Here is a 15308-nt window from a genome sequence, read left to right on the forward strand (position 1 = left end):
CTATTCACCCAAGACCCTAACCCGCGTGTCGACCGTTCAAATTAAAAATTACCGCTGGATTGTTGTCGCGCTGGTGTTTTTAGCGACCACCATCAATTACCTTGATCGCCAGATTATCGGCTTGTTGAAACCCATTCTCGAAACCGAATTCAACTGGACGGAAACGGATTATGCCCGGATTGTGATGGCGTTTACGGCCGCCTACGCCATTGGCCTGGGGCTTTCGGGCTGGCTGATCGACAAAACCGGTACCAAGCTCGGCTATACAATCACCATTGTTTTCTGGAGCGTGGCCGGGATGCTCCACGCCGTGGCCCGTGGAGCCGTGGGGTTCGGTCTGGCGCGGATTGGGCTCGGGCTCGGCGAAGCCGGTAATTTTCCGGCGGCTGTCAAAACCGTGGCTGAGTGGTTTCCCAAAAAAGAACGCGGACTGGCGACCGGTATTTTCAATTCGGGAACCAGCGTCGGCGTTGTGCTGGCGTTGGTGCTGGTGCCCTGGATATTAAGTGCCTACGGCTGGCAGGAAGTGTTCTGGATTACCGGCGGTCTGGGCTTCGTCTGGCTGATTTTCTGGTTGATTTTTTACGACATTCCTGCCCGGCAAAAACGCCTGACTTCAGAAGAATTTTTGCTCATAACGAATGGGCAGGAAAAGGAAGAAAACTTAGCCGACGGCCATGTTTCGATCCAGTGGTTTAAACTGTTCACACTGCCGCAAACCTGGGCGTTCATCACTGGAAAAGCACTGATCGATCCGATTTTCTGGTTCTTTTTATTCTGGCTGCCGTCCTATTTTTCAAGCACTTACAACCTGGATTTAAAAAAAATAAGCCCGGAGTTAATGATCATTTATACCGCCACAACCGTAGGCAGCATTGGCGGTGGGTATTTCTCATCGTGGCTCATTAAAGCGGGCTGGCCGACCCTGAAAGCCCGCAAAACCGCCTTGTTCATTTTTGCCATTCTGGAAGTATCGATCATTCTGGCGCAATTTGCTACCAACGTCTGGATGGTCGTCGCGCTGATCAGTCTGGCGGTGGCGGTGCATCAGGCCTGGGCCACGAACATCTTCACGATGGCTTCCGATCTTTTTCCCAAACAGGCCGTTAGCTCGGTGGTTGGCATTGGCGGAATGGCCGGAGCGGTTGGCGGAATCTTTTTTCCGATGCTCGTGGGGGATTTACTGGACACTTACAAAGCCGCCGGTAATCTGTCGGCAGGGTATAATATTCTGTTCACCATTTGCGGATTTACGTATTTAATTGTCTGGACGATTATCCATTTCTTAACCAGAAAGGCTAAATTGGTCGAGTTAAATCAATTGATCTGATTCCGAATGACTCGCCAAAAACTTAAACGTTTGCCCCTAAATCCCCTGAAGGGGACTTGGACACTGCTTAATCCGGATCTGAAAGTCCCCTTCAGGGGATTTAGGGGCAAACAGCAGAAAATCCTGTTCCTTACCCTTTCATTACTTCTTCTCGCCGGACTTTTGCCCATGCTCAGCGGCTGGGTCAGTCCACCGGCGCCGACGAAGCCCAATGTGGTCCTGTTTTTTATCGACGATCTGGGCTACGGTGATTTGTCCTGCTACGGCGCGTTGGGCTACAAGACGCCCAACCTCGACCGGATGGCGGCAGAGGGAACCCGGTTTACGAGTTTTCTGGCGGCTCAGGCGGTTTGCAGTGCCTCGCGGGCGGCTTTGCTGACGGGCTGTTATCCCAACCGGCTCGGTATTTCCGGTGCTTTTGGACCCAATTCACCGGTTGGGCTTAATCCTGAAGAAGAAACCATTGCGGAGTTGCTGAAAGAAAAAGGCTACGCGACCGGTATTTTCGGGAAGTGGCATTTGGGCAGCCAGACGAAGTTTTTGCCTCAGCAACAGGGCTTTGATGAGTATTATGGCGTGCCGTATTCGCACGACATGTGGCCGCTCCATCCCAATCAGGCGAAGGCTAACTACCCGGCTTTGCATCTGATCGAAGGCAATTCGCCCGGCAAGGAAATCCGGACGCTGGAGGATGCGAGCCACCTGACGCCCTCGATCACGGAGCGGGCCGTCGGTTTTATTCGGAAACATAAAAAAGAACCGTTCTTTTTGTACGTACCGCACCCGCTGCCGCATGTGCCGCTGGCGGCTTCCAGCCGGTTTCGGGGCAAAAGTGCCATCGGGTTGCTGGGCGATGTGATGATGGAACTGGATTGGTCGGTGGGGCAGATTATGCAGGAACTGAAACAGCAGGGACTGGACAAAAATACCCTCGTCATTTTCACGAGTGACAACGGCCCGTGGTTGAATTACGGCGACCATGCCGGTTCGGCGGGCGGTTTTCGGGAGGGGAAAGGAACGTCGTTCGAGGGTGGTCACCGCGTCCCCTGTATCATTCGCTGGCCGGGTGTGGTTCCGGCGGGGCGGGTTTGCAACAAACTGTTGACGACGATGGAAATCCTGCCAACGGTTGCCAGTTTGTGCGGTGCCCGACTACCGAAGAAAGCCATCGACGGCGTCGACATGGTCGCGTTGCTGAAAGGCGACGAAACCGTGACACCCCGCGATCATTTCTTCTATTACTATCGAAAAAACAGCCTGGAAGCCGTTCGGAAAGGGGATTGGAAACTGGTGTTTTCCCATCCGGGTCGCACGTACGAAGGGTTTCCGCCGGGCAAAGGTGGACAGCCGGGACCAAATACCGAAGACCACGCATTTCCGCTTGCCCTGTATGACCTCCGGCGCGACCCCGGTGAACGCTATGATGTCCGTGAGCAAAACCCCGAAATCGTGGCGGTTCTGGAAAAATTAGCCGACGAAGCCCGCGCCGATCTGGGAGATGATTTGCAGAAACGCGAAGGGAAAAATGTGCGTCCGGCGGGACGGGTTGACAAATAGTGCAGTTAACAATTAACTGTCTTTCCGGTGCGGAATGATCGTCCAGTGTTTGGCGTTCGGCATGTGTTCGGCCGCAATGGCAGCCGCTACCTCTTCCAGATTTTCTTCGTTGGTGGTAAAAAAGAGACTCTTGTGATGCGCGTCATCCTGGGTCGTATGCACTTCAAAATATTCATTGTGCTGCGCGATGTCGTCTTTTTCGACCAGTTGGAAATGTAACATGCCTGATGGAGTTAGGATTAGAATGAAAAAAAATAGCCCACTGAACCAGGAGCTTCCAACGGATAGGCTGGATCAGCGGGCTATTTTTTAATTAATTAGCCGCTTTGGCTGCTTCAATGGCCGCGGCCGCTTCAAGCGCAGCAATGGCCGCTCCGTTCTTCTCGGCATACTCATCGCGTTGGCTCTCAAAGTACGAAAAAATCTCCGTAATGGAATCCAGGTTTTCGGCGATTTTTCCGTGCATGGTTCCCAGCGTTTTTTCCAGATTCGCGTCGTTCAACCCATTCATGTTGTCGACTTCGATCTTTCCGATTTTCTGAATGAGAGCCGTCTGACTATTTTGAAGATCCTCGAATTCACGAACAATCTTATTCATCAATTCAAACTTCTGTAGCTTATCCATAATTGCAATTTGTGGTAAATACAGAATACTAACCGGATGCCTGCCAAAAAGTTTTGCGGATGGGATAATCAAGGCAAAAGAGTGGGTGACGGTTCTGTTTTGTCGGACACCATAAAACCGCCTTTTAAATCTAAGACTTACGTTTGAGAACTCTATTACACGTTCACTATCTGCCCCGTTCCCCTAAAAGCCGGACTGTTACGTTCCTGAATTAACGCGAACTATAAGGTTTATTGATTGATTATTAGATAATTAAGTGCCATAGGCACGACATGTTTGTAGCCAATCGAATCACCCGGTTCCTCCGGCGTGCCTTTGGGTACGCAATCTGCTGCACTTGTTGCGTACCCAAAGGCACGCCGGAGGAACCGGGTGATTCGATTGGCTACAAACATCAGTCCGCTACGCGGGCAATAATCCCATTGCTCGCATTAATTCAAGAACGTAACAGCCCGGCCTTTAGGGGGACGGAGCAGAAATCGAAAGTCCTAAAACCATTCAACGATCGTTAGAACCCAAACTCAAAACGGATTTTGCAAAATAAAGCCGTTCCAGTCCAGCGCAGACTGGTAGAAATATTCCCGCCAGTTGCCGATCAGGCCTTCGCGGATTTTGACACTGACCATGCCGTGCGCGCTGGAACCGTTGGTGAGCGTAAACTCGCCCGAGCCAACCTGGGTTTGCTCATCGAACGTCAGGTGGTGCCACACCATCTGCACTACTTTCGGGCGTCCTTTCCAGCCGCCAAAAAACTCAAAAATCCGGTCGCGACCCCGGTAAATCTGTTTGTTGGGCGGTTCGGAATAAATGGCGTCCAGCGTAAAACAGTCGGCTGCTTTCCGGCCATTGTTCTCGTTGAGACCAGCGGCCACGGTTTGCATGAGCCGAATGAATTCGGCCCGGTTGATGGGTTTCCGGTTGCCCAACTGGGCCGGGGATTGAACGAATAATCCGAATAAGAAAAAGCAGAAAAGTAAGGTTCGCTTCATGAAATGGGGGCAGTGGGTGCTTCCTGTTGGAGCAACGATCAGTCGTTCCGATAGATTGTCAGGCGGAGGATTTTTGCCCCAAAATTTCTTTGGCAGCCCGAATGCCCTGATAAAAGGCCTCCTCAAAAATCGAAACACCGCTCAGGTCCGAGTGAGCAAAATAGAGTTTGTGATTGATGGCCGTGGCGGCTTTCTGGCGGGCTTTACCCCAGATAAAACCGGGAGTGGGCGCTATCATCCCGTGCCCCCAAATCCAGCAATCGATGGATGCAATGTTTTCACTGACACCGGGATGCGCCCTTTCCAGATCGGCCACCAGCAGCGTTACCCATTCTTCGTACGGTATTTGGTAGGCTTTGCGCCGGGCAAGATCGGGCGGTTCCTGAACCAGCGGCCAATAGACCGTAATCACTTTCCGGTCCGTCGCTTCCAGGTGCTGGTGCGTGGCCGTGACGTAGCCGACGGAGGGGCTTCCGTAAATCACGTTATCCCAGCATAGCGGCATGCCCCGGTATTGCGGCAATCCGCTGACGGTCAGATTGGCCACTAGCCAGGGAGCATATTCGAATCCGTCGATTATCCGGTTTTTGAGCAGATTTTTCGTAATGAACTGGGGCGTCGCCAGCAAAACTTTCCGGGCCAGAATCGCAGTGGTCGTTTTCTGAACGACATCGTAACTGAGAACGCGCACGCCCTGATCGGTTTCCTCCAAACCGAAAACCAGCCGGTTTGATTGGATGGGAGATGCTGCCTGCTTTTCTAACTGGGTGACTAAGAAAGCATTGCCTTCCGGCCAGGTGAGCACCGCATTGGCTTCGGCATTGGCCGCAACGCCTTTTCGGGCGGCAAAATAATGCAACCCGGCCCAGGCTGAGGTGTTTGACAAGGTCGTTCCGTAATCATCCTTGCAACCGTATTCCAGAAACCAGCGCAGATAGGGCGACGTAAACTGCTGTTCGTTCAGATACGTTTCGAACGAAACCGCGTCCCACTGCCGGAAGCGATCATCCGTCGAAGATCCGTCGAGTGGAATGGCAAACGCATCCCGGCCATCCTTGCCTTTGGCTTGTTTCAGTTCGTCTACGAGTTTAAAAAACCGGGCGATCTGATGTTTGTCGTCGTCCGAAATCCCCACTTCCGGCACCAGCCCTTCCTGCCAGTGCCCGTTGATGAACAGCCTTTCTTCGGGATCATGACAGAGGTAGTAATCATTGTAAACCGGTAAACCGCCTGAATCAAAACCGGTAATGACTTGGCTTTCGGTCAGGAAATCAAGCAGTTCGCGATTGCGAAGATCAGGAATCGGTAGATAATGCGCCCCCCACGGATAGGCCGATATGGCATTCTGACCACTGACGGAATTGCCCCCCGGTCGATCCGCCAGTTCCACCAGCAACACATCCCGCATGCCCTGCTGCCAGAGCCACCGCCGGGCCGACAAACCGGCAACGCCACCGCCCACAATCAGGACGTCCGTTTCCAGTGTCTGCGTCGGCAGGGGCAGTTTTTCCGGATTCCGCAGCAAATGACCGACCGCATGATTTGCTCCGATCATGCCGCCCTGGATGTGTTTGAGAGACGACGGCTGGCAGGCACTCAAACCCGCCGATCCGGCCAACAGAGCCGACAAACCGAGTCCGGCGGCTTGTTCCAGAAACTGACGGCGGCCCGGCGATTCGGGCGGGTCAGTGGGCGTAGGGCGTCCAGTCATCTTCGAAATAATGCACCAGCACCTGGTTGTTGAGCTTGTTGATTTCGGTGGGAACCTCGGCCATGTCGGGCGGAAAATTCAGCATGTCGTGGATGGTTCGCGCATTGACAAACCGGAGCCCCGTCGGCAACGGCCCGTCACCCCGCCAGTGGTGGTTTCGCAACAGCAGAATAAAACCCCACTCGCCAAACGAGGGAACGTAAGCGTGGTAGGGAATCGTCTGAAAACCGGAGGCCGCAATCGTGTTTCGAATGCACCAGAATGACTGCCGGGCGATATAAGGTGAGGTCGATTGTACCACCGCCAGACCACCTGGCTGGATCAGGCGATTGAGTTCCTGGTAAAAGGATGTGCTGTACAATTTTCCAATCGAGTAATTCGAAGGATCGGGAAAATCAATGACAATCAGGTCGTAACGGGCGGTGTCCTGCCGGACGAAATTGTAGGCATCGGTATTAATAATCTGTACTTTGGGTGAAAGCAAGGAACGGTTATTCAGTTTAAGGAGTACCTCATTCCGGCGAAAAAGATCCGTCATGCCGGGATCGAGGTCGACGAGTGTAACAGATTGGATGTGCGGGTATTTCAGGATTTCGCGCACGGCCAATCCGTCGCCACCGCCCAACACCAGCACCCGGCTGGCCTTCGGAAGGGCCTGCAAAGCCGGATGGACGAGCGCTTCGTGGTAGCGGTATTCATCCGCCGAACTGAACTGAAGATTGCCGTTGAGGAAAAGCCGCAACTCGCGGTTGTTGGCCGTCAGCACGATGCGTTGGTAAGAGGTGCTTTTGCTGTAAATCACCTTGTCCTGAAACGTCAGATTTTCGGTGTAGGTCATGATCTGTTCGGCATAAACAAAACCGCCGATCAGCAGAAAAGAGGAGAGGAGAATGGCCGTGACCAGCGACCGGCGATACGGTTTGGTTTCGGGAAACTGGTGCAGCAGAAACCAGGCGACGCCGACGTTCATCAACCCGAAAAACAGCGACGTCCGGATGAGGCCCAGATAGGGGACGAGCACGAGCGGGAAGATCAGCGAAGCGAGCAACGCCCCAATGTAATCGAAGGTGAAAACTCTGGAAACCAAGTCTTTGAAGGCGAGCTGGTTTTCTAGAATCCGCATCAGCAATGGAATTTCCAGCCCTACCAGAATACCGGTTAAACTCACCAGCGAATACAGAACCAGCCGGAACGAAGCCGCGTATTCGAACAACACAAAGAGCAGCGGAGCACTGCCACCGCCCACGATGCCGACCAGAATTTCGATGCGAATGAACCACTTTAACAGATTGCCATCGAGGTACTTGGAAAGCCACGAACCAATGCCCATCGAAAACAGATAGACACCAATGATGGTCGAAAACTGCGTAACCGAATCGCCCAGGAGGTAACTCGCCAGCGTTCCGGCCACCAATTCGTAGATGAGTCCGCAGGTGGCAATCACAAAAACCGACAGCAACAACAGCAGGTGCCGGTGTCGATTTTCCGGGTTACTCATGTATGGCGGAACTGATGATAATCGCCACCGCAATCATGAAAGCGGCTGCCAGAATGGAAAGCGCGACGTTTTCTTCGTCGACAATCTTTTTCCACAGGTTTTCGGGGGCAATTTTCTCGATAATGACGAAACTGATGACCAGAATCAGGATACCGACAAATGAATAAACGACGGAGGGAACGATGTACTTCAGCGTAGACAAGTCCATGAGAAACAGGGTTTATTTGTGGTAAAAATAACTGCGTCGGCCCGAATGCCGCCCGCCCGAACCGTTTTTGTAGTTGTCGAGCTTGTCGACACTTTCCAGATCGTCGCCCAGCAACCGGCTGCCCGACATCCCGGCCCAGGCGAATCCGGCCAGGAGCAAACCACCCGCCAACAACAGGGGTTTTATTTTTGTGAGGTTTTTCATGATTGTTACATAGACAAAAAGGTTTGTTTGATATTCGGATAGTTTGTTGTAGTTCTCGTGTTTTGCCCCTAAATCCCCTGAAGGGGACTTTTAGCATCCGGAGAGCTCCGCGTCCAAGTCCCCTTCAGGGGATTTAGGGGCAAAACCGGATCGAAACTATCCCGTCGGTCCGAAATCGCTCTCGGCCCACCGTTTCTGTTCGAACAGATTTCGCTGAAAAAACAGGATGATCGGGTAGATCGCCAGCAGGGCCAGCATGATAAACAGGTTGGAATACAGAATCGGATTTTGAATCACTTTAAGCTGGAAAATAACCCGGTTTTTCCCTTCGGACGACGGATACAGATTGAGGTGATAGCGCCCGGACGGAATGCGCGACAAAATGGCTTCGTCGTCCTGCGCCCCTTCCTGCCAGCTTTCGCCGTATTCAACACCGTGGTAATATTCGACAATGCGCGTGAACTCGTAGGACTGGTTGGTGCTTTCGTTGATCAGACTGACCGGTAATTCGAACCAGTTGTTGTCGATATTGACCTTTAACTGAATCGCCACAGCCGCCGGGCCGTCGATGTTGAACGAAGGCGACACGATGGGTTGCGCGCGGCTTTGCACCGTCGAATCCGAGTTCCAGGAAAACTCCTGATTGAAAAGAGTTTGTTGCGGTTTCAGGAAGTAAAAAAGCACCTGAACGGCTACGATCAGCAACGCCAGCCGGGTCGTCAACCAGATCGCCGGTTCCCGTTTTTCGACCCCCGGATTGGGCTGGATGGCCCCGACACCAACGGGTTTCGGTAAAGCCGTATCGGCCAGTCCGAAGGCTTTCGAAATGTCCTGTGGCGTTTTGTATTCCGCTTTGTAGCACTCGGTTTTCTGGCTGCTGGCCTCCCGGCTAATCAGATAGGGCGGATGAATATACTCCGAAATGGTCAGTTCCGTATCATCGATAATGTTCCAGTAAAACTCTCCGACGGCATTCAGAATGAGGCAGTTGTAGCGGTTATACAGGACGTATTCGCGGTCCTGATCCGAGACTTTCGCGTTCTGTGTTTCAGTATAGGTTTCGGCCACCGGCCGAATCACCATCCAGTGTCCCCTGAATTCGGCCAGCATCTGGTGCTGTCCTTCTTTGGTCATCAGGACGTATTCCATCCAGCTTTCCTCATACTGGATTTCCCGTTTGCGCAGGTAGCCCGTCACCCGAACCCATTTTCCATCGAGGTACCCTTCGGCTCCGAGCGGCAGGGCGGGTGGCGTGGGCATGGGCGGAAAGGCCATGATGATGCGCCGTGGGCCAGTATCACCATATTGAAAATAGGTGTAGCACTGGCCGCAGCAGAAATACGAACTCTCGGCCAGGTCATAGCCCGGAACCGGGGCCTGGCAGTGTGGGCAGTTGAACGAGGTAGGGGAAGAGGATGGGTCGGTGGGCATGGTTTCGGACAGCGTCAGCGGATGATTTCCTGTTCGTTTAAAACCGCCGTAGCCCCGAACAGACGCAGGGATTCCTCATAGAACCGTCGGACTTTCGGGCTGTTATCGCGTAGGAAATTGGACAGGAAAACGTCGAACGTCGCCAGCCCGTTTTCGGGCCAGGTATGAATCGACACGTGCGATTCGGTCAGGCAGAGAACCGCCGTAAAACCGCCGTTGGGAAACGAATAATAGACCTCGCCGACCTTAGCCAGTTCCAGTTCCTGAATCAGTCGGTCGAAGCCCGCGCGACACCGCTCAACGTCCGTGAGGGCAGACAATGGGGCTTCGAAGGTCGACAAAATGTGCAGGCCGGGGCGGTAGGCATTCATGGCCCGCAAGATAGAATTTTGTTATTTCTTTTTTGGAAAATTTTGCGCTAAAAATACCGCATCGGCTTTCGACCAGCCTTGCCGGGCCAGTTGACGTTCGCGTTCGGCGGTTGCTTTGTCACCTTTCAGTTCGGCCACCCGGGCGAGGGCAAAATGAGTGCCGGGGTAATACGGATCATGTTCCGCCAGCACCTTCGTGGCTTCTTCGGCGAAATCGGTCAATTTGAGCTGGGCGGCCACCTGCGCGATGATTTCCAGTTGAAAAAGGGCTTCAATCCAGGGATCGGGGCCGGTTTGGTCGCGGGCGCTGGCCTGAAACTTGCGGATGTCGGCCAGTCCTTTCTCCCGGGCTGCGGGGTCGTGCAGGGCAATCAGAGAAGCCAGGAATTTGGGATGGGGATCGAGCCAGGCATTCAGCCAGTCGGTGTGGGCGATGTTTTTGGCTTCCACCAACTCGGTTTGCGACTGCTTCAGCGAAGCCCGCGCCGATTCGATTTGGTTCTTTTTCAGGGCGATCATGCCCAGTAAATAGTGTCCGATCACGCGTTCGCCCGGTGTTTTGCCTTTCGTCATTTCCTCGGCAATGGGCCGGGCTTCTTCGTCCCGGTTTTGCGTAATCAGCAGCGTTGGGTAGCCCATTTTGTTGTAGAACGTCCGCTCCAGATTGATCGGTCGTTTGATCTCAAACCGTTCCTTCACCAGTTGTTCCGCTTCCTGAATCCGGCCCTGATACTGGTAGCAAAGTGCCAGCAATGAGATGTTGTGAATGTGGTGCCAGTCGTACATCGGATCGTATTTTTCGCTGGTATATAACCCGCGTTCAATGGCGTCCGTCTGTTTCATTTCCGCGATGGCACTATCTACATCGCCGGTTTTCATCAGGTCGTGGGCATACATGTGGAGGGCGTGGGCCAGATTCGGAGCCAGCCGGGCGTAGGCTTTGCCATGTTTCAGGGCTTCGGTATAATCGCCCATGCCTTCGTAAGCGTGAATCAGATAATGGTGAGCTGCCGGATGTTCGGGCGCAAACTGGAGGATTTTCTCGTAAATGGCGATGCTGCCCGTCGACGAACCCTGCCCCCGGCCGGTGGCAAATTTTTCGTAGGAGTTGCCGGACAGCAGCCACAGTTCCGGATCGGTCGGGAAGCGTTTGACGGCACCGTTGACTTTTGTCCGGTACTCGTTCAGCAGTTTTTGATTGCTCAGGGAATCGACGGCTTTCAACTGCGCAAACCGCAGATCGATGTGGGCTTTTTCGCGTTCCGATGCAAATTTCGAGAACGACTTGGCAGTTTCGGCGGCTTTCAAAGCGGCCTTGTTGTCTTCCAGTTGGATATACAGACGGCTCAGGCCCACGTGCGCCATCACGAATGTCGAATCGAATTTCAATGCTTCGTGAAACGACCGGGCCGCTTCCACCAGTGCATAACCGTGCAGATACGCCATGCCCTGTTCAAAATACGCCTGTGCCTTCGGGTTTTTGGTGGAGGTTGGTGTGGTGAATTGCCCGACATTCGGCCGCAGCGCCACAGATTGTTGCAGCAGCGAATTGGGAATCCCGCCAATGTTTGCCATGCCGCAAATGGGGGCGTACGGAACCTCGTTGACCGTCAGCGTTTGCGCCGGTTCGGATGGCTTTTGGGTTTGGGTAAATTCACCCACCAGCAATGCGATCAGCAGGAGCGGGAGATAGGAGTAGGTATAGAGTCGTTTCATAAGCGTGTTTGCGGATCGTACGGGCGTCCTGTTTTCGGGTAAAAAAGCGGACACCCATCCGGGGTGTACGTAAAAATAGCAATTTATTGGTTGAGATGATAACCGTTTACGAAAAGGAAAGCAAGGTCTGCCCCAACTTTTGCGCGTCGGAACAGTTTAGTAGAAAAACAGATTACACCGTATGGAAAAGATGTTTGTAGTTCGCGTCATTGCCGTCGATGAACGGGGTGTTGAAACGCCCACCACGATACCGATGAAATTCGAGACGTCGCCCGAGGTCGCGTTGATTGAACAGGATTTGGATGCGCAATATCCCCACCTGAAACACCGCGTTGTTGAAATCGATGAATTAAAAACCCCGGAGCAGGTCGAAGATTGGCAGCATTCGTATCTGGGGCCGGTGCTGGGGTCAGAACATACCCCGCTGGAGGAAGAGAAGGAAACGAAGGAGGAGTAAAAAAGGAATTTCAAATAATAAATGATGAATGTTAAATGTAAAAGTGCAGAATTGGCATCTCCTTTTACATTTAATATTCATCATTTTACATTTAAAATTCCTTTCTTAAGCTTTTATTGCAAAAGTTCCCGCCCCTTCGCCAGTGCCCGGTCGAGGCCGGTGGCATCGGTGCCGCCAGCGGTGGCAAAGAACGGCTGACCACCGCCACCCCCGCGAATTTCCTTCGCCAGTTCTTTCACCAGCGTGCCGGCGTGGAGGTTTTTGGTTTTGATCAGGTCATCGGGCAGCATCACGGCCAGTTGCGGTTTTCCGTTGATATCCGAACCCAGCACCAGAGCCAGGTTATCCAGCTTCGCTTTCAGGTCATAGGCCAGTTGTTTCAGCGCATCCGCCGACGGAACCTCGATGCGTTCCACAATGACAAAATGCCCGTTGGCCGAATAGACTTTTGTCAACAAATCTGCTTTCACTTTTTGAAGCTTCTCGGCTTCCAGCACTTCAATTTTTTTCTGTAACTGATGGCGTTCATCCATCAGGTTTTGAACGGCTTTCAGCACATCTTTCGGCGCTTTCAGGAGTTCTTTCAACTGGTCCAGTGTTGCTTGCTGCTCGTTCAGAAGGGCCAAGGCTTTTTCGGCGGTTACGGCTTCGATGCGCCGGATACCGGTCGAAACGGAACCTTCGGATGTGAACTTGAAGAGGCCAATTTGCCCTGTTGCAGGAACGTGTGTTCCGCCACAAAGTTCGACCGAATAGTTGGGGTCAAAAGTAATGACGCGCACGAAGTCGCCGTATTTTTCACCGAACAAAGCCATCGCGCCGAGGCTTCGGGCTTCGTCGATGGGAACATTGCGCCGTTCGTTCAGTTGAATATTCTCCCGGATTTTTTCATTCACAATTCGCTCCACCTTTGCCAGTTCGTCGTCCGTCACTTTGGCAAAGTGGGAGAAGTCAAACCGCAAGGCATCCGGCCCGACGTACGAGCCTTTCTGCCCGACGTGTTTGCCCAGCACTTCGCGCAAAGCCGCGTGCAGCAGGTGGGTGGCCGAGTGGTTGTCTTCAATGGCGACGCGACGGTTGGTATCAATTTTGGCGAATACCGCAGTGTGGTTATCCAGGATTTCCTCCAGATTTTTGTCGTTGGAAATGTGGATGATCAGGTCGTTTTCTTTTTTTGTATCGGCAATGCGGATCAACACGGTTTCGTCGCCCACGCGCAGTTCCAGGCTGCCGGTATCACCAATCTGACCACCGGATTCGGCGTAGAACGGCGTCCGGTCCAGCACGATCTGGTATTGGGTGCCTTGCTTGTTCTGTACTTTCCGGTATTTGGCAATCCGGGCTTCGGCTTCGGTCTGGTCGTAGCCGACAAATTCGACGCCGTCGATGTCAGTGAGTTCCGTCCAGTCGCCGGTTGCCGAGGTCGCATCTTTGCGTGAGCGTTCTTTCTGTTGCTGAAGGGCTTTCTGAAAACCGGCTTCATCGATAGAAAGCCCTTTTTCACGCGCGATCAGAGCGGTTAAATCGGAGGGGAAACCGAACGTATCGTTGAGTTCGAAAACCGTCTCGCCGTCGATTTCTTTTCCGCCCGACTGTGCGAGATCAGACGTGATTTTATCGAGCAATTTCAAACCATTTTCCAGGGTCCGCAGAAACGAGGCTTCTTCTTCCCGAATCACCGTTGCCACGAAGTCACGCTGGGCGTTCAGTTCCGGGAAAACGTCGGCAAACTGCATCGCCAGTGTGGGCACGAGTTTGGTCATAAACGGTTCGGTGAAACCGAGGTACGAGTAGCCGTAGCGAACAGCCCGGCGCAGAATCCGGCGGATGACGTAGCCCGCCCGCGCGTTCGACGGAACCAAACCGTCGGCAATGGCGAACGAAACCGCCCGGATGTGGTCGGCAATCACACGCATGGCCACGTCCGGGTAGTCGCGCTGCGAACCCTTGTAGGAAATGCCCGACAGTTCTTCGATGACCTTGATGGTATGCGTAAATACATCGGTATCGTAGTTCGACAGTTTGCTCTGAATCGCCATGCAAAGCCGCTCGAAACCCATGCCGGTGTCGACGTGCCGCGCGGGCAGCGGGTCGAGCGAACCGTCGGCTTTGCGGTTGAACTGCATGAAAACGAGGTTCCAGATCTCGACCACCTGCGGGTGATCGGCGTTCACCAGTTGCTTGCCGGGCTTCAGTTCAACCTCCGACTGGGGCCGCAGATCGACGTGGATTTCGGAGCAGGGACCACACGGCCCCGTATCGCCCATTTCCCAGAAATTATCTTTTTTATTGCCGAGAATGATGCGGTCTTCGCCCACAATCGGTTTCCACAAATCCCAGGCTTCCTGATCGAACGAAACGTTGTCTTTGGTATCGCCTTCAAAAACAGATACATAGAGCCGGTCTTTCGGCAGCTTATAGACCTCCGTCAGCAGTTCCCACGCCCAGGTAATGGCTTCTTTCTTGAAATAATCACCAAACGACCAGTTGCCGAGCATTTCGAACATGGTGTGGTGGTAGGTGTCGAAACCGACGTCTTCAAGGTCATTGTGCTTGCCCGAAACCCGTAGGCATTTCTGTGTATCGGCGACCCGTTTGGCGGGCGGTGTTCCGTTGCCCAGAAAAAAATCCTTAAATTGAGCCATGCCCGAGTTGTTGAACATCAGCGTCGGGTCGTTTTTGGCCACCAGGGGCGCCGACTGAACAATCAGGTGGTTTTTACTTTGAAAAAAGTCTAAAAAATGCTGGCGAATTTCGGAAGAAGTCATGGTACTTGGTGGTCAGTCATCACCCCTGTGATGGCTACGGATTGAAATGTTTTGCAAATTTACGGAAAACTTGTGTTTCTTCCGGTTTGAACGGAAGTTTGTTCTATGGAGGAGTTAACAAAACGGTATTACGGCATTCGCGAGGTGGCCGACATGCTGGGGGTGAACATATCGAAATTGCGGTTTTACGAAAAAGAGTTTCCCACGCTCAAGCCTCGTAAAAACCGCGCCGGTGACCGGATTTATACCAAAGATGACATTGTGCATCTTCGGGAAATTCTGGAATTGGTGGAAGAAAAAAAACTGACGCTGGAAGGGGCGAGGCAGCACCTCAAAGCCCGCTCTTCGCGTCAGAATGAAATTAAACAGATGATCGGCCGTTTGCAGGAAATCCGCAAATTCCTGGTCGACACTCAGAGTCAACTGGAGGGATAGTTTACGGT

15 protein-coding genes are annotated in these 15308 nt (G+C 53.0%); 4 read left to right on the top strand and 11 right to left on the bottom strand.

The window, feature by feature from the left end:
• The first annotated feature begins 25 nt into the window (after positions 1–25).
• Both DUE52_RS05030 and DUE52_RS05035 read left to right on the top strand, forming a co-directional pair.
• Entirely contained in the window at positions 26–1330 is a 1305-nt protein-coding gene (locus tag DUE52_RS05030) for an MFS transporter (RefSeq protein ID WP_114404867.1), read from the top strand.
• A gap of 168 nt (positions 1331–1498) precedes the next feature.
• Positions 1499–2887, top strand: coding sequence for a sulfatase family protein (locus DUE52_RS05035; protein ID WP_114404868.1), 1389 nt, complete (start codon positions 1499–1501; stop codon positions 2885–2887).
• 12 nt (positions 2888–2899) lie between these two features.
• Here the strand turns inward: DUE52_RS05035 and DUE52_RS05040 are convergent, their stop codons facing one another.
• The 10 genes from DUE52_RS05040 to DUE52_RS05085 form a co-directional block, all read right to left on the bottom strand.
• On the bottom strand, positions 2900–3109 hold the full coding sequence (locus DUE52_RS05040; RefSeq protein WP_114404869.1) for a hypothetical protein: 210 nt from the start codon (positions 3107–3109) through the stop codon (positions 2900–2902).
• A 91-nt stretch (positions 3110–3200) separates the two neighbouring features.
• A complete protein-coding gene (locus tag DUE52_RS05045) occupies positions 3201–3512 on the bottom strand; it encodes a hypothetical protein (protein WP_114404870.1) in 312 nt (103 codons plus the stop codon).
• A 521-nt stretch (positions 3513–4033) separates the two neighbouring features.
• On the bottom strand, positions 4034–4501 hold the full coding sequence (locus DUE52_RS05050; RefSeq protein ID WP_114404871.1) for a nuclear transport factor 2 family protein: 468 nt from the start codon (positions 4499–4501) through the stop codon (positions 4034–4036).
• A 58-nt stretch (positions 4502–4559) separates the two neighbouring features.
• A complete protein-coding gene (locus DUE52_RS05055; protein WP_114404872.1) occupies positions 4560–6212 on the bottom strand; it encodes an FAD-dependent oxidoreductase in 1653 nt (550 codons plus the stop codon).
• Positions 6187–7710, bottom strand: coding sequence for a polyamine aminopropyltransferase (locus tag DUE52_RS05060; protein WP_114404873.1), 1524 nt, complete (start codon positions 7708–7710; stop codon positions 6187–6189). The genes DUE52_RS05055 and DUE52_RS05060 overlap by 26 nt, the downstream gene beginning before the upstream one ends.
• Entirely contained in the window at positions 7703–7918 is a 216-nt protein-coding gene (locus tag DUE52_RS05065) for a DUF350 domain-containing protein (RefSeq protein ID WP_114404874.1), read from the bottom strand. Before DUE52_RS05065 ends, DUE52_RS05060 begins: the two co-directional genes overlap by 8 nt.
• A gap of 12 nt (positions 7919–7930) precedes the next feature.
• Positions 7931–8122 carry a hypothetical protein gene (locus DUE52_RS05070; RefSeq protein WP_114404875.1) on the bottom strand — a complete coding sequence of 64 codons (192 nt, stop codon included), beginning with the start codon at positions 8120–8122 and terminating at the stop codon, positions 7931–7933.
• A 156-nt stretch (positions 8123–8278) separates the two neighbouring features.
• Complete coding sequence (locus DUE52_RS05075; RefSeq protein ID WP_114404876.1) at positions 8279–9553, bottom strand: DUF4178 domain-containing protein; 1275 nt, start codon at positions 9551–9553, stop codon at positions 8279–8281.
• Positions 9554–9567: 14 nt separating this feature from the next.
• Entirely contained in the window at positions 9568–9924 is a 357-nt protein-coding gene (locus DUE52_RS05080; RefSeq protein WP_114404877.1) for an S-adenosylmethionine decarboxylase family protein, read from the bottom strand.
• Positions 9925–9945: 21 nt separating this feature from the next.
• Positions 9946–11640, bottom strand: a complete 1695-nt coding sequence (locus tag DUE52_RS05085) for a tetratricopeptide repeat protein (RefSeq protein WP_114404878.1) — start codon at positions 11638–11640, stop codon at positions 9946–9948.
• Between the two features lie 181 nt (positions 11641–11821).
• On the opposite strand from DUE52_RS05085, the gene DUE52_RS05090 reads away from it, so the two are divergent.
• Complete coding sequence (locus DUE52_RS05090; protein WP_114404879.1) at positions 11822–12097, top strand: hypothetical protein; 276 nt, start codon at positions 11822–11824, stop codon at positions 12095–12097.
• 113 nt (positions 12098–12210) lie between these two features.
• Here DUE52_RS05090 and alaS read toward each other — a convergent pair whose 3' ends face one another.
• Positions 12211–14865 (bottom strand): alanine--tRNA ligase, encoded by a 2655-nt coding sequence (gene alaS, locus DUE52_RS05095; RefSeq protein WP_114404880.1) that lies wholly within the window; start codon positions 14863–14865, stop codon positions 12211–12213.
• A gap of 105 nt (positions 14866–14970) precedes the next feature.
• Here alaS and DUE52_RS05100 point away from each other — a divergent pair, with 105 nt between their 5' ends.
• Entirely contained in the window at positions 14971–15300 is a 330-nt protein-coding gene (locus tag DUE52_RS05100) for a MerR family transcriptional regulator (protein ID WP_114404881.1), read from the top strand.
• The last annotated feature ends 8 nt before the right edge of the window (positions 15301–15308 follow it).

The sequence above is a fragment of the Larkinella punicea genome (assembly GCF_003334855.1).
Classification (GTDB): Bacteria; Bacteroidota; Bacteroidia; order Cytophagales; family Spirosomataceae; genus Larkinella; species Larkinella punicea.